This window comes from Actinoplanes sp. NPDC004185, assembly GCF_053603475.1.
The window spans coordinates 59182-78224 of record NZ_JBSGFR010000001.1; the positions used below are offsets into that span (position 1 = coordinate 59182).

Annotated in this window: 17 protein-coding genes; 4 read left to right on the forward strand and 13 right to left on the reverse strand. The window is 71.9% G+C overall.

Annotated elements, in window-relative coordinates; translation table 11 throughout:
- Positions 1-175: 175 nt before the first annotated feature.
- Entirely contained in the window at positions 176-3418 is a 3243-nt protein-coding gene (locus ACWEOZ_RS00255; protein ID WP_451908581.1) for a GH92 family glycosyl hydrolase, read from the forward strand.
- On the opposite strand, the gene ACWEOZ_RS00260 is transcribed toward ACWEOZ_RS00255, so the two are convergent.
- The 7 genes from ACWEOZ_RS00260 to ACWEOZ_RS00290 all read right to left on the reverse strand — a co-directional run bounded on the left by ACWEOZ_RS00260 (position 3397) and on the right by ACWEOZ_RS00290 (position 11133).
- The gene (locus ACWEOZ_RS00260) at positions 3397-3774 is read right to left on the reverse strand and encodes a VOC family protein (RefSeq protein WP_451908582.1); all 378 of its coding nucleotides are present in this window, start codon (positions 3772-3774) and stop codon (positions 3397-3399) included. The two genes, ACWEOZ_RS00255 and ACWEOZ_RS00260, sit on opposite strands and share 22 nt — an antisense overlap.
- A gap of 2 nt (positions 3775-3776) precedes the next feature.
- Positions 3777-4199, reverse strand: coding sequence for a TIGR03618 family F420-dependent PPOX class oxidoreductase (locus ACWEOZ_RS00265; RefSeq protein WP_451908583.1), 423 nt, complete (start codon positions 4197-4199; stop codon positions 3777-3779).
- 63 nt (positions 4200-4262) lie between these two features.
- Positions 4263-8471 (reverse strand): GH92 family glycosyl hydrolase, encoded by a 4209-nt coding sequence (locus ACWEOZ_RS00270; protein WP_451908919.1) that lies wholly within the window; start codon positions 8469-8471, stop codon positions 4263-4265.
- A 143-nt stretch (positions 8472-8614) separates the two neighbouring features.
- The gene (locus ACWEOZ_RS00275; RefSeq protein ID WP_451908584.1) at positions 8615-9133 is read right to left on the reverse strand and encodes an adenylate kinase; all 519 of its coding nucleotides are present in this window, start codon (positions 9131-9133) and stop codon (positions 8615-8617) included.
- On the reverse strand, positions 9133-9792 hold the full coding sequence (locus ACWEOZ_RS00280; RefSeq protein WP_451908585.1) for a response regulator: 660 nt from the start codon (positions 9790-9792) through the stop codon (positions 9133-9135). Before ACWEOZ_RS00280 ends, ACWEOZ_RS00275 begins: the two co-directional genes overlap by 1 nt.
- A gap of 1 nt (position 9793) precedes the next feature.
- Complete coding sequence (locus tag ACWEOZ_RS00285) at positions 9794-10906, reverse strand: sensor histidine kinase (protein WP_451908586.1); 1113 nt, start codon at positions 10904-10906, stop codon at positions 9794-9796.
- 5 nt (positions 10907-10911) lie between these two features.
- Positions 10912-11133 carry a hypothetical protein gene (locus tag ACWEOZ_RS00290; RefSeq protein WP_451908587.1) on the reverse strand — a complete coding sequence of 74 codons (222 nt, stop codon included), beginning with the start codon at positions 11131-11133 and terminating at the stop codon, positions 10912-10914.
- Positions 11134-11251: 118 nt separating this feature from the next.
- Here ACWEOZ_RS00290 and ACWEOZ_RS00295 point away from each other — a divergent pair, with 118 nt between their 5' ends.
- Positions 11252-11794, forward strand: coding sequence for a hypothetical protein (locus tag ACWEOZ_RS00295; protein WP_451908588.1), 543 nt, complete (start codon positions 11252-11254; stop codon positions 11792-11794).
- Here ACWEOZ_RS00295 and ACWEOZ_RS00300 read toward each other — a convergent pair.
- The 4 genes from ACWEOZ_RS00300 to ACWEOZ_RS00315 form a co-directional block, all read right to left on the reverse strand.
- Positions 11791-12750, reverse strand: coding sequence for a DNA polymerase domain-containing protein (locus tag ACWEOZ_RS00300; RefSeq protein ID WP_451908589.1), 960 nt, complete (start codon positions 12748-12750; stop codon positions 11791-11793). The two genes, ACWEOZ_RS00295 and ACWEOZ_RS00300, sit on opposite strands and share 4 nt — an antisense overlap.
- A gap of 4 nt (positions 12751-12754) precedes the next feature.
- Entirely contained in the window at positions 12755-13108 is a 354-nt protein-coding gene (locus tag ACWEOZ_RS00305) for a hypothetical protein (RefSeq protein ID WP_451908590.1), read from the reverse strand.
- 36 nt (positions 13109-13144) lie between these two features.
- The gene (locus ACWEOZ_RS00310; RefSeq protein ID WP_451908591.1) at positions 13145-13618 is read right to left on the reverse strand and encodes a hypothetical protein; all 474 of its coding nucleotides are present in this window, start codon (positions 13616-13618) and stop codon (positions 13145-13147) included.
- A 74-nt stretch (positions 13619-13692) separates the two neighbouring features.
- A complete protein-coding gene (locus ACWEOZ_RS00315) occupies positions 13693-14733 on the reverse strand; it encodes a LacI family DNA-binding transcriptional regulator (RefSeq protein WP_451908592.1) in 1041 nt (346 codons plus the stop codon).
- A 238-nt stretch (positions 14734-14971) separates the two neighbouring features.
- On the opposite strand from ACWEOZ_RS00315, the gene ACWEOZ_RS00320 reads away from it, so the two are divergent.
- Both ACWEOZ_RS00320 and ACWEOZ_RS00325 read left to right on the forward strand, forming a co-directional pair.
- Entirely contained in the window at positions 14972-16072 is a 1101-nt protein-coding gene (locus ACWEOZ_RS00320) for an acyltransferase family protein (RefSeq protein WP_451908593.1), read from the forward strand.
- Between the two features lie 90 nt (positions 16073-16162).
- Complete coding sequence (locus tag ACWEOZ_RS00325; protein WP_451908594.1) at positions 16163-17215, forward strand: MerR family transcriptional regulator; 1053 nt, start codon at positions 16163-16165, stop codon at positions 17213-17215.
- On the opposite strand, the gene ACWEOZ_RS00330 is transcribed toward ACWEOZ_RS00325, so the two are convergent.
- Together ACWEOZ_RS00330 and ACWEOZ_RS00335 are read right to left on the reverse strand one after the other, a co-directional pair.
- Positions 17212-18489, reverse strand: coding sequence for an MFS transporter (locus tag ACWEOZ_RS00330; RefSeq protein ID WP_451908595.1), 1278 nt, complete (start codon positions 18487-18489; stop codon positions 17212-17214). The two genes, ACWEOZ_RS00325 and ACWEOZ_RS00330, sit on opposite strands and share 4 nt — an antisense overlap.
- Positions 18486-19037: a winged helix-turn-helix domain-containing protein gene (locus ACWEOZ_RS00335; protein WP_451908596.1), complete on the reverse strand. Its 552-nt coding sequence runs from the start codon at positions 19035-19037 to the stop codon at positions 18486-18488. Before ACWEOZ_RS00335 ends, ACWEOZ_RS00330 begins: the two co-directional genes overlap by 4 nt.
- Positions 19038-19043: the final 6 nt, after the last annotated feature.

The following is a 19043-nucleotide window of genomic DNA, read 5'->3' on the forward strand; positions in this document are numbered from 1 at the left end:
CGGGGCAGGGTGGTCGTAACTGCCGTGATCGGGTGGCGGTGGTGCGGACCTGAGAGGTTCGCCCGGAGGGCCGGGTGCAATTCGGGTGCCCGATGGCTCCGTCTCATTGACACGCGTCTTTGCTGCGTGACAACGTTGTCACGTGACGATGACGTCGTTGACCGGAGGTTTACCGATGACCCGTCGGCTCCTGGCGGCCCTGCTGCTGGTCGTTTCCGTCGGCACCGCGAGCCCCGCCCAGGCCCGGGCCGCCGCCGCGGAGGACCCCGTCGAGCTGGTGCACCCGTTTGTCGGCACGCAGAACTTCGGCAACACCTTCCCGGGCGCGAGCGCACCGTTCGGCATGGTGCAGGTCAGCCCGGACACCGGCGGCCAGGGCGGCTACGACTACCAGCAGAACAGCATCTACGGCTTCAGCCAGACCCACCTGTCCGGGGTCGGCTGCGGTGTCGCCGGCGAGCTGCCCATGCTGCCCACCACCGGTGCGGTCACCACCGCGGACCCGAACCAGTACCGTTCGCCGTTCTCGCACGACGACGAGGACGCCGAGCCCGGCTACTACCGGGTCGGATTGACCAAATACCAGACCACCGCGGAGCTGACGGCCACCGCGCGCACCGGCTGGCAGAAGTACACCTTCCCGTCCACCGGGGCGGCCAACGTCCTGTTCAACACCGGCAAGGCCAACCAGAACGTCTTCGACTCCGAGATCCACGTCGTCGGTGACCGGACCGTCGAGGGCCGGGTCCGCGCCGGCAACTTCTGCGCCGGCAAGGACGACCACACCGTCTACTTCACCGCCAGCTTCGACCGGCCGTTCGCCGCCACCGGCACCTGGCGCGGCTCGGCGCTCTCGCCCGGCGGCCGGGACGCCGCCGGCTCCGGCGGCAACGGCGCCTGGGTCACCTTCGACGCGAGCCAGGACCGCGACGTGGTGGTCAAGGTCGGCCTCTCCTACACCGGACTGGCCGGCGCCCGGCAGAACCTGACCGCCGAGACCGCCGACTCGTACGACTTCGCCGCCACCCGGACCGCCCTGCGCGCCCGCTGGACCCAGGAACTGGACCGGATCTCGATCGGCGGCGGGACGGCCGACCGGCGCAGCGTCTTCTACACCGCGCTCTACCACTCCCTGCTGCACCCGAACCTGGCCGGCGACGCCGACGGCCGGTACGTGGGCTTCGACCGCCAGGTGCACACCGCCGAGGGGTACACGCCGTACCAGAACTTCTCGCTGTGGGACACCTACCGGCCGCAGAACCAGCTGCTGGAGCTGCTGGTGCCGCAGGTCGCCCGGGACGTGGCGCTGTCGGTGGTGGCGATCGGGCGTGACGGCGGCTGGCTGCCGCGCTGGGCGCTGGCCAACAGCGAGACCAACATCATGACCGGGGACCCGGTCACCCCGTTCCTGGTCGAGGCCTGGTCCAAGGGCCTGCTGGCCGGGCACGAGCAGGAGGCGTACGCGCTCCTGCGGCAGAACGCGACCTCCCGGCCGCCGGCCGGCTCGCCTTACAACGGGCGGACGGGTCAGGACTTCTACGCCGACCGCGGCTACATCCCGTCCGGGCTGAGGCGCGGCCAGGAGTGCGCCGACAAGGGCGGCGACAACGACTGTGACCACCCGGCCTCGGCGACGCTGGAGTACGCGGCGGCCGACGCGGCCCTCGCGCTGATGGCCAAGGGGCTGGGCCGGACCGCCGACGCGAAACTGTTCGCCGGGCGCGGCCAGTGGTACCGCAACCTGTGGGATTCCTCGATCAAACGGTTCCGGCCGCGGACCGTGGTCGGGACGTGGCTGACGCCGTACGACCCGATCGCGGCGGCCGAGCAGTTCCACGAGGGCGGGTCGTACCAGTACCAGTGGCTGGTGCCGCAGGACCCGGCCGGGCTGGTGCGGCTGATGGGCGGCCGGGCGGCGACCGAGAAGCGGCTGGACGACTTCTTCGTCTACGACAAGCTGCTCACCGATCCGGCCGGCACCGCGCGCCAGGACTGGATCGCCGCGCCGTACGACTACTACGCCAAGGCGACGTACAACCCCAACAACGAGCCGGACCTGCTGGCGCCGTACATGTATCTCTGGGCGGGTGACCCGGCGAAGACCGCGACGGTCGTCCGGGCCGCGATGACGCTCTTCACCACCGGCCCCGACGGCATGACCGGCAACGACGACCTGGGCACGATGAGCGCCTGGTACGTCTTCTCGTCCCTCGGCCTCTACCCGACCATGAGCGGCGCCAACTTCCTGGCGCTGTCCAGCCCGCAGTTCCCGTCAGCGCGGGTGCGGACCGGCGGTAAGACGCTCACGATCACCGCACCTGGCGCCTCGGACGACAAGCGCTACATCCAGCGGGTCAAGCTCAACGGCTCGCCGGTCGCGAAGACGTGGCTCGACTGGTCGGCGGTCACCCGTGGCGGCACGCTCTCCCACACGCTGGGCACCAGCCCGTCGTCCTGGGGGACCTCGGTCGCGGCCCAGCCGCCGTCGGTGAACAAGGCGCCGGCGGACGGCCGTACCCATGTCGACGCCACCGTGCGCCCGGCCAGCGCGGCGCTGCCGGCGGGCTCGGCCACCGCCCAGCAGGCGGCGTTCCAGGTCGACGTGGTCGGCCAGGCCCCGCTGGTTATCGCACCCCGGGTGACGGCGACCGCGCCGCCGGGCTGGAAGGCGACAGTCGCCCCGAAGCACCCCACGGTGCTGCTCAGCGGGCGCCTGCCGGTCGGCACCACCGCCACGCTCACCGTGCAGGCGCCGGCCGGGACACCCGCGGGGGCGTACCTGATCGAGGTCTCGGTCTCCGCGCCCGGCACCGCCACGGTGAAGCGGACCGTCACCATCACGGTCCGGGAGCCGCTCACCTGCGCCGGCACGACGGACACCGCCTGCCTGCTCGACCTCGCGGCCGAACGCACCCTCGACGGCACGGCCACCGTCGCCGACCCGGCCGAAGGCAACTTCGACGGCGGTGGCTGGAGCTACGACGCCGACCTGCTGCCGGCGGCCGGCCCGGTGACCTGGGGCGGCGTGACGTACCAGGCGCCGGACCCGACGGGGACGGCGAAGAACTTCGTGCCGGCCCGGGGCCAGTCGCTGCTGCTGCCGGCCGGCAACCACACGGCGGCCCACCTGGTCGCGACGACGCACAACGGGCCTGTGACGGCCGCGCTGACCATCGGGTACGCGGACGGCACCTCCGCGCCGGCCACGGTGACAGTGGCGGACTGGTGCGGCACGGCGGCCGCGGGCACCACGGCCGTGCTGGCGATGCCGCACCGGATCAAGGCTGGTCAGGGTGTGGACGGGCCACCGGTCAGCCTCTTCGGTGTCAGCCTCCCGGTGCCGGCGGGCAAGCAGATCCGCTCGATCACCCTGCCGGACGACGCCCGCCTGCACCTCTACGCGGTGACGCTCGCCTGATCCTTGTCCAGGCAGAACTCGTTGCCCTCGGGGTCTGCCAGCACCGTGAGTCCGTCGGTCTCCCACTGGACCCGGGCGCCGAGGCCGGTCAGCCGGGCCAGCTCGGCGACCGGGTCCTCGGCGTTCAGGTCCAGGTGCACGCGGTTCTTCACGGTCTTGTGCTCGGGCACCTGGGTGAACCAGAGCCGTGGCCCGCCTTCCGGCCCGGGCAGCACCAGCACTGTCGGGTCCTCGTCGGGATCCGGATCGTCCGGCCCGTACGGCGCGACGTGGTATCCCTCGAGCACCTGCACCCACCAGCGGGCCAGGGCGGGCGCGTGCTCGCAGTCGAAGACGATGTCCATGATCCGGGCCATGACTACATCACCCACCCGTAGAGGCGTTCGACGTGCAGGCTCAGCACGATCCGGCTGTCGGCGACCATGGCGCGGCGGTAGTCGGCCCAGTCGGGGTGTTCCTCGCCGCGGATCAGGCGGTAGATCTCGATGAGCTCCTCGACCGTGGCGTCGTGCTCCTCGGCCGAGGGCGTCGAGAACGTGGCGTGCACGTCGGCGACCACGTAGCCGCCGCCTCCCGGGCCGGGCACGCGGAGGCTGCCGCGCGGGTCGCGGCGCAGGTTGTGCACCTTGGCCAACGTTTCGCGGGTCGACACCCGCAGCACCCGGGTCGTGGCGTCGGCTGTGTAGTTCACATCGGACAGCTGGGGCCGGCCGTCGCGCTTGATGGTGGCCAGGGTGCACAGGTCGGCCGCGGCGACGACGGCCCACAGATCATCGGACATGCCCTGAATGTAGAGCAGCCGCCCCCTCCACGCGGGAGGGAGCGGCTGCCGGGCACCGTCAGGTCAGAGCTTGGCGCACTGGCCGATCCGTATCCCGCTGACCTTGTTGGCCAGGCCGTTGTTGACCGGCGCCGGCTTGTTGCCGGAGCAGGTGAGCGGCCCGCCGACCGTGTTGCCGGCGACGACCGTGGCCGTCTTGTTGTTCAGCAGGGTCACCGCGCTCTTCAGGGTCGAGTTCTCCAGGCTGACCGGACCCGATCCGGTGACGGTGAGTGGCCCGCTGACCGTGGTGTTCAGCAGCGAGACCGTGCCCGCTCCGGTGCCCGTCACCGCCGCGCGCAGGGTCGCGCCGGTGGCGTAGAGCGAGGCGCCCCTGGACACCGTGACCAGGCCGGTGATCTGGGTGCCGGCCTTGACGCAGGTGACCCCGGATCGGACCGACACCGCGCCGACGACCTTGTCCGCGATCGTCGTGGTGCAGGCGGGCGCCGGGACGCCGAGCAGTTCCACCTCGGCGAGTGTGGTGCCCGCGGCGACGTCGAGCCGGTAGTACGCGTACCGGCCCGGACTGGCGATCTTGAAGGGCCGGGTCTGCCGGCGCCACTCGAACGTCTGGTCCTTGCGCTCGTCGATCGTGGTCCACGTGGTGCCGTCGTAGGAACCCTTCAGCGTCCACGAGGCCGGGTCCTGCTCGGCCGCGGTGCCCGAGGTGAGCGTGTAGTAGCCGGCCTGCTCGCCGGCGGAGGCGAACTGGTACTGCCAGCCGTCGGCGAGCGTGGACTGGGTGGTGGAGGTGTCGTCGACCAGGACCGGGTCCGACGCCGTGCCGCGGCCCGGCCCGGTCAGGTCCCGCAACGGGTTCGGCACCGCGTCGCCCGAGGTGAGCGACTCGGGAGCGGCGTCCTTGCCGGTGCCCCACTGCGACGGCGACGAGCCCATGGTGAAGTCGAGCCGGGCGCCGTCGGCCAGCAGCGAGTGCGGCAGCGACGTGGAGTGGTAAGCCTTGCCGTTGACCTTCAGCGACTGCACGTAGACATTGCTGCGGCTGTTGCCGGGGGCGTTGACGACGATCTTCTTGCCGTTCTCCAGGTTGACCGTCGCCTTGGTGAACAGCGGCGAGCCGATCGCGTACGCGGGGTTGCCCATCTGCAACGGGTAGAAGCCGAGCGCGCTGAACACCTGCCAGGCGCTCATCTCGCCGTTGTCCTCGTCGCCCGGGTAGCCCTGGCCGATCTCGCTGCCCAGGTACAGCCGGGACATGGCCTCACGGACCAGCTTCTGCGCCTTGTACGGCTGACCCGCGTAGTCGTACATGTAGGGGATGTGGTGCGACGGCTGGTTGCTGAAGCCCCACTGGCCCATCCGGACGTCGCGGGCCTCGTACATCTCGTGGATCGGGCCGCCGTACGAGCCGTAGAAGGTGGCCGTCTCGGGTGTGGTGAAGAACTTGTCGAGCTTCTTGGCCAAGCCGTCGCGGCCGCCGTACAGGTTGGCCAGGCCCTGCCCGTCCTGCGGCACGTGGAACGCCATGTTCCAGCCGTCGGTCTCGGTGTAGTCGTAGCCCCAGACCCGCGGGTCGTACGAGGCCGGCGAGTTGCGCCAGTTGCCCGCGGAGTCCTTGCCCTGGAAGAAGTCCACCGACGGGTCGAACATGGTGACGTAGTTCTGTGCGCGGTTGCGGAAGTACTCGGCCTGCTCGGCGTACTCCTTGGCCTTGGCCCCGCCCTTGTCGGCCAGCGCCTCGGCCATGTTGGCGATGCCGTAGTCGTTGATATAGCCGTCCATCGCCCAGGACATCGCCTCGCCGGTGCTGTCGCTCGGCGTGTATCCCTTGAAGATCGAACTGGCCAGCCCCTTGCGGCCGACGTTGGCGTTCGGCGGCGTGACCGTCGCGTTCTTCACCGCGGCCCGGTAGGCCGTCTCGGCGTCGATGCCCGGCACCCCCTTGAGGTACGCGTCCGCGAAGGCCACGTCCGAGCTGGTGCCGACCATCAGGTTGGCGTAGCCCGGCGCCGACCAGCGCGAGATCCAGCCGCCGTCGCGGAACTGCTGGACGAAGCCGTCCACCATCTCCCCGGCCTGCTTCGGCGTCAGCAGCGAGTACGCCGGCCACGTCGTGCGGTACGTGTCCCAGAACCCGTTGTTGACGTAGACCTTGCCGTCCTTGATCGGCGCCCCGGTCTGCGTCGGCGAGCTGGCCGGGCTGGTCACCGCGGACTGCACGGTGTGCTGGTAGACCGGCTTGTCGTTGCTGCCGGTGTTCTCGAAGCCCGAGTTGGGGTAGAGGAACAGCCGGTACAGGTTCGAGTACAGGGTGACGAGCTGGTCCTCGGAAGCGCCTTCGACCTCGACGGTGTGCATCTTGGCGTCCCACAGGTCGCGCGCCTGGTCGCGGACCGAGGCGAGCGTCGCGTCGGCGGCGATCTCCAGATCCAGGTTGTGCTTGGCCTGCTCGACGCTGATCAGCGACGTGGCGATCCGCATCCGCACCGTCTTGTGCTCGGCGGTGTCGAACGTGAGGTAGCCGGTGGACGGCCGGTTGCCGGTGGGCAGCATGCCGCTCGCCGTGACCGGGGCGTCGACGGTGGCGTACATGAACATCCGGGTGAAGCCCGCGGACAGGCCGCCGCTGTTCACGTCCGACCAGCCCGAGACCGCCCGTCCGGCCGCGTCGATGGTCAGCCCGGAGCGGTTGTCGACGTTGTCCAGGATCAGGTGGCCGGTGTCGCCGGTGAAGGTGAACTGCATCAGCGCGGCGTGGTCGGTCGGCGCGATCTCGGTCTTGAGCCCGTTGTCGAAGGTGACGCCGTAGTAGTACGGCTTCGCGACCTCGTTCTCGTGACCGAAGGCCAGCGCGCGGTTGGCCCGGTTGGCATCCGGTACGCCGGTGGCGGCGCTCGGCATCACCTGGAACGTCTGCCGGTCACCCATCCACGGGCTGGGCTCGTGGCTGGCGGAGAACGCCTGCAGGGCCGGCCGGTTCGCCGCGTTGTTCTGGCGGTGGTACTCGTACAGCCAGCTGGTGGTGCCGGCGTTGGTCACCGGGGTCCAGAAGTTGAAGCCGTGCGGGACCGCCGTGGCCGGGAAGTTGTTGCCGCGGGAGAAGTCGCCCGAGGACATCGTGCCGCGGCGCGTCTCGGCGTAATCGGCGAGGTGCTCCTTGGGCTGCGGCGGGGCGACCTCGGCGAGCGAGATGTCGTCGTACCAGGCCCGGAAGCTCGTGGGACCGGACGGCTTGTCGTACGTGATCAGGATGCGGTCGACGGTCTTGCCCGCCGCCACCTTGCCGATCCGCGCGGTCCGCTTGTTCCACTGCGCGGTGTAGAGCGTCTGCGACGCGCCCTGCGCGGCCGCGCTGACCACGGTCCCGTTCTGGTCGACAGCCTTGAGCTCGGACAGGAACGTGCCGTCGGTGAAGGCCAGATCCACCGCGGTGTACGTGGCCGGGTTCGACAGGTCCTCGCGGTTGAACTCGGGCAGCACCAGGTACGACAGCTCGGTGTCGGCGGTGACCGCCACGTCGACGTCGAAGACCTTGTTGCCGGAGTGCCCGCGGCCCTCGGCGGTGTGCCGCCCGGCGATCTGGAACGCCTTGAGCCCGGTGAAGCCCACGCCGGCCTTGGCGGTGGGGGAGCTGGCCGGGCCCGGCCCGACCCGGCTCTGCATCGGACCGGTCGGCGGCGGCGTCACGTTGGCGTCCGCCAGCTCCAGGTCGGCGAGCTGGGTGAGGTTGCCGGACGGGTGCCCGGTGATGGTGAGGCGGTAGATCGGGAAGGAGCCCGGGTCGGCGACGGTGTAGGTCTTGGGCTGGAAGCGTTCGGTGAAGGTCTGCCCGGTCTGCGTGTCGACCGTGGTCCAGGTGCTGCCGTCGGTGGAGCCCTGCAGCGTCCAGTCCCGCGGGTCGCGCTCGGGAGCGTCGTTGGCCGAGGTCAGCGCGTACTTGATGACCTCGGCGGGGGCGTCCAGCGTGTACTGCGCCCAGCTCGCCGGGGTGTCGACCAGCCACTTGGTGGCCGAGTCGCCGTCGTTGAGATTGTTGCCGCCCTCGTTGCTGTTCGGCTCGGCGTTGACCGCGATGCCGGTGACGTGCCCGCGCAGGCTGCCCGGCATGCCGACGACCACAGTGCCGTCGACGCCGCCGCTGCCGGCCGCCGCGTCGACCGTGTCGGTCCAGGCGGGTTGCGGATCGTCGGTCTCGAACGACGATCGGAACGAGGTGGGGGCGGCCGCCGCGGCCGCCCCGCCCGTGGCGACTGCCGCTGCCGCGGCGATCAATGTGACGGATAACAGGGCGACACCCCATCGTGGCCGGTGCATGCCGTCTCCTTCTCGGGGCCGTGAAACATTCGCGACACATCGTCACGTGCAAGTCTCTCGATCCGCAAGGGTTCGGCGGCCCCCGATTGACATCGATGTCAGCGCAGGCCCGCCAGCCAGCGCTCGACCTCGGCCGGCGAGCGCAGCAGCACCACCGGTGGCATCGCCGGGTCGGCGGACCAGGCCCGCATCCGCCGCCGCTTGCGCGTGAAGGACCGGAAGTGCCAGACCACGATGTTGTCGGTGGACAGCACCAGGTCGCGCACTCGCTCGCGGTTGCCGTTGCAGATCTCGGTCCGCAGCACGATCCGGCGCGCGGTGCGTCGCAGCAGCCGGCCCAGCGAGCGCCAGCGCGGGAGGTCCAGGCCCACCACCAGGTCGGCCCGGGCCAGCGGCACGTCCCGCCACTTGCCGTACGCCGAGTCGAGCACCCAGGCATCGGTGGCACAGATGGCCGCGATCCGGTCCCGCTGCACCTCGTCCGGCACCTGGACCCAGCCGGGCTCCCAGGTGAGGTCGTCCACCGAGTGGTACGGCACCCCCAGTCGCTGCCCGATCTGCGCCGCCAGCGTCGACTTGCCGGACCCGGTGACCCCGTACACGACGATCCGGCGCATCAGCGGCCCACCAGCCCTTCGGTGTACGCGAGGATCACCAGCTGCACCCGGTCCCGGACGCCGAGCTTGGTGATCGCCCGGGTGATGTGGGTCTTCGCGGTCAGCGGGCTGATCACCAGCTCGCGCGCGATGTCCTCGTTGGACAGCCCGGAGGCGACCAGGGTAACCACTTCCCGCTCGCGGACGGTCAGCGCCGCCAGCCGCGTCCCACCGGCCGGCGCCGGGGCCGGCCGGTGCGCGAACTGCTTGATCACCCGCTGGGTGACGCTGGGGGAGAGCAGCGCCTCGCCGGCCGCCACCACCCGCACGGCGTGCCGCAGCCCCTCGGGGTCGATCTCCTTGGTGAGGAAACCGCTCGCCCCCGCCGCCAGCGCCGCGAAGACGTACTCGTCGGTCTCGAACGTGGTCAGGATGATCACCCGGCAGTCCCGCAGCTCCGGATCCGCCATGATCCTTCGGGTGGCGGCGATCCCGTCCAGCCCGGGCATCCGGATGTCCATCAGCACCACGTCCGGCCGCAGCGCGCGAGCGGTCCGCACGGCCTCGTCCCCGGTGGCCGCCTCGCCGGCGATCACGATTTCCCGGTCGCGCTTGAGCAGGCTGCGGAAGCCGGCCCGGACCAGGTGCTGATCGTCGGCGAGCAACACGGAGACGGGCATGTCAGGCCGCGATCGGGATCATCGCGCGGACGGTGAAGCCGCCGGCCGGTCCGGCTCCCGCGGTCAGGGCGCCACCCAGCGCCGCGACCCGTTCGCGCATCCCCATGATCCCGTGTCCCTCCGTGGTCGTCGTCTCGCCGGCGCCGTCGTCGGTGATGTCCACCGTGACGCTGGCCGGGGTGTAATGCAGGGTCACCGTGACCCGGCCGGCCCGGGCATGGCGGACCGTGTTCATCAGCGCCTCCTGCACCACGCGGTAGACCGCCGTGGCCACCGGCGCCGGCACGTCAGCGCGCTCGCCGAGCTCGGTGACCGTCACCTCGATCCCGGCCGCCCGGACCTGGTCGGTGAGCCCGGCCAGGCCCTCCAGCCCGGCGGCCGGGGTCTCGATGCGGTTGCCCTCGCGCAGCACGTCCACGAGCGACTTCAGGTCGCTCATGGCCCGGCCCCGGACGTCCTGAGCCAGCCGCAGGGCGTCGCGGGCCTCCGCCGGCTCCTCGTCGAAGGCGTCCAGCGCCACGTTGAGGTGCACACCGACCACGGCCAAGGTGTGTGACACCACGTCGTGCAGGTCGCGGGCGATGCCGACGCGTTCCTCGGCCCGCCGCCGCAGCGCCTCCAGCTCCTGCTCGTGCAGGGACTGCTCCAGCCGGGCGGCGACCTCGTCCTGCCAGCGGCGGGTGCTCCGGTACGCCAGGGCGGCGGCGAGCACCGCGGCCAGCCACAGAGCCTCCCCGCCGAGCTGCCCGAGAACTCGGTCGGAGTCGTACCGCTCGACGAAGGCGTCCCAGACCAGCCCGTACGACAGAGTCAGCGCCCCGGCCACCGCGGCCGTGCGCAGCCGCCCGGCGAGGGCCAGCGCGGCGAAGGCCGCCGTGGCCGGCCAGGCCCAGCCGCTGCCGATCAGGTCCGACGAACGCCAGGCCACGACGGTCAGGACGGCGACGATCAGGACAGTCAGGGGCCAACGCCGGACGAAGAGCATCAGCGTGGCGAGCCACACCGCCACGGTGGCGGTCATGACGGCCTGCAGGTTGCCGCCGGTGACGGCGAGTCCGGCGGGGACACCGACCAGCGTCAGCGCGGCGGCCACCCAGGGCAGTGAGCGTGGCATGGTGATCACCGTCCCGTCCCCGTGGTCGGTCGCAGCGGCCGCAGCGCCACGAAGCTGAAGCAGGCCGCCGTCATCCACAGGGCGAGCCGCCGGGTCAACGAGATGAGCGTCTCATGGTCGGCGATCCCCAGTCTCGGTCCCGCCATGACGTCCAGCGCCGCGAGTGCGGCCAGCGCACCCACCCCCGCTGCGATCAGGCACAGTTGCTGTCTCATGGTCTCGGTCATGGGGGAAAATTAGGCTCGGCGGGGGCCCGGCCGCGTCGTCCCGGCGCCGTCTCCCGGGGCGACTCCCTTCGAGTACGGGGCTACACCGATCGCCGTATGCCGCCCTAGGCTGACCCGCGTGATCGACGAAGGCACCGCCGCCGCCGTGCTCGCCGCCTACGGCCGTTTCCCGGTCCGGCCCGGGCTCACCGAGTCCGAGCTGGCCGGCGTGGAGCAGGAGTTCGGCTTCTCGTTCGCCGACGACCACCGCGCCTTCCTGGCCGCCGGTCTGCCGTACGGTCGCGGCTGGCCGGACTGGCGGGACGGCGACCGCGAACAGCTGCGCGAGAGGCTGGCGATGCCGGTCGAGGGCGTGCTCTTCGACGTCGCCGAGAACGGTTTCTGGTACGAGGGCTGGGGTCCGCAACCGGCCGGGAACGCCGACGCCGTCACGGTTGCCCGCCGGTTCCTGATGACCGTCCCGCGGCTCGTGCCCGTCTACTCGCACCGGTATCTGCCGGCGGGCCGGGGCACCTCCGGGCATCCGGTGCTGTCGGTGATGCAGACCGACATCGTCAGCTACGGCGCCGACCTGACGACCTACATCCGCCACGAGTTCGGCGGCGAAGCCCTGGACGCGGGCCGCCCGACCGTCGCCTTCTGGCGCGACCTCGTCGGCTAACCCTCGACTTCCCGCTTCGCGCGGGCCCGGCGCTTGCCCTCGTGCATGGCCGCCACCCGGGCGACGGGGATGGTGTGTCCTTCAGCGACCAGCCCCGGATCCAGCGGCTGCGGCTGCGGCATGTGCGCCGCCCACGGGTCACTGCCGTTCAGCAGCTCCGGCGCCGTCCGTACGGTGAAGTCGGCCGGCGTCACGTCGTCGAGCACGTCCCAGCCCACCGGGAACGACACCGGCAATCCCGGCCGCACCCGCGGGCTGTACGCCGCCACCACGCTCGCGCCGCCCGAGCGGGTCGCGTCGAGGAAGACCTTGCCGTGCCGGTCCTCGCGGATGAACGCCGTCGTCGCCAGCTCCGGATCGAGGCGCTCGGCGCGCGCCGCGACCGCCCGGGTCGCGGCGGCCACGTCCACGGTGGCGGCGCTGCCGTCGAGCGGCACGAAGATGTGCACGCCCTTGGACCCGCTGGTCTTGACCGCGCCGGCCAGGCCCGCGTCGGCCAGCGCCCGGCGGACCAGGTGGGCGGTCCGGACCACCACGTCGAAGCCGGCGCCCTCGGGCGGGTCCAGATCCATGATCAGGTGGGTCGGGCGGTCGCGGTCGGCCACGGTCATGAGCGTGGGGTGGTATTCGACCGCGCGCTGATTGGCGAACCAGAGCAGCGTGCGGCGGTCGTTGCAGAGGGCGTACTGCACCTCACGGTGGGACGCCTCGGCCCACACGGCGGTCCGCGGCACCCACTCCGGCGTGTATTTCGGCAGATTCTTCTGCATGAATTTGTCCTGCCCGCGCAGCACCCGGATCACCGAGAGCGGCCGGTCGCGCAGGACGGCGAGGACCGGATCGCGAACCGCGTCCAGGTAGTCGACCAGGTCCCGCTTGGTCGCCCCGGCGCCGGGGAAGAGCTCCTGGTCCAGGTTCGTCAGGGGTACGCCGGCCCGTTCCTCTTTGTCCGCCATGGCCTCATCCTGCCCGGACCAGGCTCAGGGCGGGAAGCACCATCGCCAGGGTCAGCACCACGTACACGCCGCCGAGGAAGAACTGGCCGTGCCGGGTGGCGATGACAGCGCCGACGAACGGCCCGACGACGGCGGCCAGCGCGGCCAGCAGCAGGGTGGCCGGCTGCCGTTCGGGCCCGGTGACGGCCCAGCCGACCAGCAGCGACACGGAGACCAGCCAGATGAGGGTGACCAGGGTGACCTTGAGCGCGACCTCGGAACGCACCCGGGCGGCCCGGCGCTCCGCGCGCAGCTCACTCGCCGACGGGAGCCCGACGTCGACGCGCGACAGCGGCGTCCGCTCGATCTCCAACGTCACAAGCAGCACTCTAGGGGAGCCGCCGGGGTCGCCGCATCACCAGCGCAGGATGACGATCCCCCAGGCCACCACGGCGGCCGGCAGGAACAGCAGCGGGGCCAGCAGGGTCCGGACCGCCGGGTACCGGGCGTCCCCGCCGGCCGGATCCGGCCGCACCAGCGTCACCACCCACGGCGCCGCGAGCAGGGTGACCGTCACGCTGAGAGTCGCCGCCACCGCGAAGATCACCACCGGGACCCAGAGATGCTCCGAGCCGAGCAGGAAGCCGGCGATGGTGTCCGCCACCGTGAGCACGACCAGCGGCGGCGTGGTCAGCCGCAACCGGGCGGCGCCGAGCGTGAGGCCGGGCCCTTCGCGCTCGATCACGGCCGCGGTCCAGCAGCCGGACAGCAGGCCGAGCACGGCACCGGCGAACGCCCCGAACGGGATGCCGAAAGGCGTGAAGACGGCACCGGTCGCCGCTCCGACGACAGCGCCGGCAAGCGACGTGTAGTTCACGAGTCGATCCACCCGCACACCATGGCAGACCTACTTGAACGCGTTCAACTATGGTGATCAAGCAGACAGGCCGGGGGTGAACCGAGTCAGCGAGGCGGGCGCTCGCCGCTGCCGCGGGGGATGACCGAGGTCGAGATGACGATCGAGCGCGCCGGGCCGGAGTGGCCGCTGATCCGTTCGTGGGCCAGCCGGGCCGCCTCCCGGCCCATCGCCACCGCGTCGTGCGCCACCACCGTCGTGCCGATCACCTCGGCCAGGTCGAAGTCGTCGAAGCCGATCAGCGCGGGCGGATCCGGCCGGTCCTTGAGCACCCGCAGGGCGCCGGTGGTCAGCCGGTTGTTGGTGGTGAACAGCGCGGTGGGCGCCGGGTCCAGCGCCAGCAGCTCGCGCACCGTCTCCTCGGCCCGGCGGACGTCGTGCACGTCGGTGCGCAGGTAGCGCTCCCACTCGTCGTTGCCGGCCGCGTTCATCGCCGCCCGGAAGCCCTCGATCCGCTTGCGTTGCGGCACCGTCCGGGCCAGGTCGGCCACCAGCGCGATCCGCCGGTGGCCGCCCCGGAGCAGATGCTCGGCGCCGGCCCGGGCCCCGCCCGCGTTGTCGATGACCACCACGTCGGCGTCGATGCCGTCCGGCGGCCGGTCCAGGAAGACGAACGGCACGCCGCGGCTGCCCTCGATGGCCAGATACTCGTGGCGGTCCGCGCTCGGCACGATCAGCAGCGCCCGTACCCGTCGCTCCAGGAACGTGTCGATCAGCTCCCGTTCCAGCGTGGGGTCCTCGTCGTTGTTGGCCGTCACCAGCTGCAGCCCGTGCTGGCGCAGCTCGCGCTCGATGCCGCTGGCCACGGCCGAGTAGAACGGGTTGGTCAGGTCGCCGCTGATCAGCGCCACCAGCGCCGAGGTGGCGCCCCGGCGCAGCTCGCGGGCGATGCCGTTGAGCCGGTAGCCGAGCTGGTCGGCCGCGTCGCGGACCCGGCGGCCGGTGTCCTCGGCGACGTTCGGCTCGCTGTTGAGCGCCCGCGACGCCGTCTTGAGGCTCACTCCGGCCAGGGCGGCCACCTGGGTGAGCGTCGGCCGGCGGGCGGTCGACTCGTCGACGGCGCCGGCGGCGGTCCGGGATGCGGGCATGGTGCTCCGAACTGTCGGCGAGAACGGTGGGCCGGGGCGATCAGGCGGCTCAGGCGGCAATTATGACATCGACACCACCCGGAGTGGCCGCCCCGGCACGCGCCGACCGGCCCGGCCGGACCGAGCGGATCGGCGGTACGGACCAACCGTTCGGGCCGCTGCGCAGATCCGCAGAAATACTACTGTCTGTAGTCTCCGGTTCCGACGGCCGGAACCCATAGTGGCTGCTGGAGGCGTTGTGACCGACACCATCACCGCCGGTCGTGATCGGTACTTCGACACTCTGCGTGCCGTCGCCATCATCCGGGTGGTGCTGTTCCACGCCTTCCCGCTGGCCGCGCTCGAACTGGTCTTCCCCTCGATGGGGGTCATGTTCGCGCTCGGCGGATCGCTCATGGTCAAGTCACTGGACCGGTCGGCGACCCGGGCCGTGCGCAGCCGGGTACGCCGGTTGCTGCCCGCGCTGTGGGTGATGGCGCTCATCGTCGTACCGGTGATGATCCAGCGCGGCTGGCCGGACCGGCCGTCCTGGCCGCACCTGCTGCTCTGGGTCCTGCCCATCGCGGATCCGCCGGCGAGTGAGTTCGGCTACCCGGCCGCGGGAGTGCTCTGGTACCTGGTCACCTACCTGTGGCTGGTCCTGCTGTCGCCGCTGCTGCTGAGCCTCTACCGCCGGTGGAACCTGCCGACCGTGCTGCTGCCGCTGTTCGGGCTGATGCTGCTGACCGCCTACCCGGACACCTTCGGCACCACCGCCGGCTGGGTGGTGCAGAACGTGCTGGCCTTCGGGTCGTGCTGGATCCTCGGCTTCGCCCACCGCGAGGGCGACCTGGCCAAGCTCCGGCCGGCTGTGGTGCTGGGACTGGCCGCCGCCTGCGTCGCCGGTGGGCTCGGGTGGGCGTACCTGCACCCGGCGGACACCGGGATGGACCTGACCGGCCTGCCGGTCGCGTACGCGGTCTTCTCCATCGGTTTCGTGCTGGCGCTGCTGCGCTGGGCGCCGCGGATGGACTGGCTCGCCCGGGCCCGGCCGCTGGACGGCTTCGTGTCGATGGTGAACAACCGGGCCGTGACGATCTACCTGTGGCACAACGTGGCCATCACCGTCGCGGTCTACCTCTTCGACCCGCTGAAGCTGTGGCGCATCCCCACCCAGGGCCTGGAGAGCGCCGTCGACTTCACCATCGCGCTGACCACGCTCGCGGTGATCGTGCTCGCCCTCGGCTGGGTCGAGGACATCGCGGCCCGCCGGTCGCCGCGCTTCTCGCCGTTCGTGCGGCGGCACCCACTTCAGCAGCCCCTGGCTCCGGCGCCTGCCCCCGCGCCGGCGGCCGTCTGAGCTGCTGGAAAAGAGCGGGCCCGGCACCGGAAGGTGCGGGGCCCGCTCTCATTTGACCTTTACCGTGGGGCAAGGTCCACGGTGATGGACATGGCAGACGAGTTCCTCACCATCGGAGCGTTCGCGCGGGCCGCGCGGCTGTCCCCGAAGGCACTGCGGCTCTACGACGACGTCGGCCTCCTGCGCCCGGCAGTCGTCGACGCGGACTCCGGCTACCGCTACTACGCACCCGCCCAGCTCGACCGGGCGCGCCTGGTGGCCTGGCTGCGTCGCATCGACATGCCGCTGGCACGGATCAAGGAAGTCTGCGACCTGCCCGGCGCCGAACTGGCCGCCGCGATCGCCGAGCACATGGCGCACGCCGAGGCGGAACTCGCGGCCCGGCGCCGGCTCGCCGGCTTCCTCACCGACCACCTCACCGGAAAGGGGACCACCATGTCCGACACCCATCAGCTCGGTCTGCGCTTCTTCGCCGGCTCCGAGATCGGCAAGGTCCGCGACAACCATCAGGACCTGGCGTACGCGGGCAGCACCCTGCTCGCCGTCGCGGACGGTTCGGGGCCGGCGGGCGACCGGGCCGCGGCGGCAGCCGTCGACGTCTTCCGGTCCCTGCCCGCCACGGGGGACCTGCTCGGCACCCTGACCGCCGCCGTCAGTGACGCCGACGCTGCTGTGCTGGCCCTCGGCGCGGACAGCGACGAGCGGCCCATCACCACTCTCACCGCGCTGCTCTGGTCGGGCACCCGGATCGGCGTCGCGCACATCGGGGACACCCGGGCCTATCTGGTCCGCGGCGGAGAGCTGTCCCGCTTCACCGACGACCACTCGTACGTGCAAGGGCTGGTCGACGCCGGGGAGCTCAGCGCCGCGGACGCTGTCACCCATCCGCAGCGGGCCCTGCTGGTGCGGGCGCTGGGGGCCGCCGCCGAGGCCGACGTCGCCATCCGTACCGCCGTCCAGGACGACCGCTACCTGCTCTGCTCGGACGGCCTGTGGGCGGTGGTGCCGGCCGGCCGGATCGCGGAGGTGCTGACGGCCGGGCACGATCCGCAGGAGACGGTCCGGCGGCTGATCGAGGAAGCGATGCGCGCGGGCGCACCGGACAACATCGCCTGCGTGGTCGCGGACGTCGTGCCCGTCTAGAACGGTTCCTGGGTCACGGCCGCCGCGGCCGGCAGGTCGCGGCGGCCCCGCAGCGGGCCCAGTACGAGGATCAGGCCGCTGGCGGCGTATCCGAGGGCCATCAGCATGACCGCGCCGCGGACGCCCAGCGGGCCGGCCAGTGCGCCGCCCAGCACGGCCCCGACCGGGATCGCGCCGAAGTTGACGAACTGCATGCTGGTCAGCACCCGGCCGAACAGGCCGGGCGGGCAGTACGCCTGCCGGAAGCTCGCGCCGACCACGTTGCCGGCGATGGCGCCGGCGGCGACGCCGAGCATCCCGGCGACGAAGACGAGCAGGCCCAGGCCCGGCCGGGTGAACGGGATGAGCAGGGAGGCCACCCCGCCGAACGTCTTGCAGGCGACCAGTGCCCGGGCACCGCCGAGCCGCCGGACCAGCCGGGGGGTCAGCGAAGCGGCACCGACCCCGCCGAGGCTCACCGCCGCGAACAGCAGGCCGACGGTGGTGGTGCTGACCCCGAGCTCACGCACCAGGAAGACGACGGCGATCGCGTTGATGCCGGTGAGCCAGAGGTTCGCGGCCGCGCCGTAGACCGTCTGGTTGAGCAGGTACTTGTCGTGCAGCAGCCAGCGGGCGCCGACGACGATGTCGGCGCGGATGCTCGCCCGGGCGGTCGGCACCGGCCGCCGCTCCGCGCGCCGGATGCGCCACAGCGCGAAGGCCGAGATCAGGAAACTGCACGCGTCCACGACCAGGCCGGCGACCGCGCTGACCGCGGCGACGAGCAGTCCGCCCGCCGCCGGGCCGGCCACCTGGGCGGCGGACTCGGTGCTCTGCAACGCGGAGTTCGCCCTGACCAGATCGTCCTTGTCGAACATCGCCGGCAGGTACGCGGCCCAGGCGACGCTGAAGAAGACCGAGGCGGCGCCGAGCAGCAGCGTGACGGCAAGCAGGTGGGCCATGGTGAGAGCGCCGGCCCAGGCGGCCACCGGCACGCTGATCACGAGGACGGCGGATATCAGGTCGCTGACGAGCATCACCGGCCTGCGGGCGACCCGGTCGATCCAGGCGCCGGCGGGCAGGCCGATGAGCAGCCAGGGCAGCCAGGCGGCGGCGGTGAGCAGGCTGACGGCGAAGGCGCTCGCGTCCAGGACCTGTACCGCGATCAGGGGAGTGGTGACGGTGGCGACCGAGCTGCCCAGGCGGCTGACGATCATGCCCGCCCACAGCTTGCGGAAATCAGCGTCCCGGAGGACGCCGCGGCGCTTCGCCTGGTCCAGGGTGGGGGCGGTCACGGGCGGGCCGGGAAGCCCCGGCCGATCACGAAGACCGGCTCCCGGTCCGGCGCCTCCGGGCGGCCCGCGTAGCGGTCCATGACCGCCTGGATCTCCGCGCCCAGCTCGGCCAGCTCGGCCGGGCTCAACCGCAGGAACCCGTCGGTGGAGAACGCCGCGTCGCTCCACGGCTCCTGCCGGGAGGCCGGGCTGCCCAGCCAGGTCGAGATCAGCTCCACCTGCCGTTGCAGCCCGATCGCCAGGGCCGCGTCGGCCGCGGCGATGTCCGCGGCGTCGGCGGCGAAGTCGGCCGTGCTCCAGGCGATGCTCCGGTCCGGCATGCGCCACCAGTGCTCCTTGCGGTTGCGCGCGAGCTCCGGCGCCTCCTCGATGAGGCCGGCCTCGGCGAGCACCCGCAGGTGGTGGCTGACGTTGGCCACGGCCTGCCCGGTGACGCGGGCCAGCACGCTGGGCATGGACGGCCCGTCCACGCGCAGCACGTCCAGAAGCCGGCGTCGTACCGGATGCGCGACCGCCTTGAGAACGGCGGCGTCCTTGATCTGAGCCATGCCCCC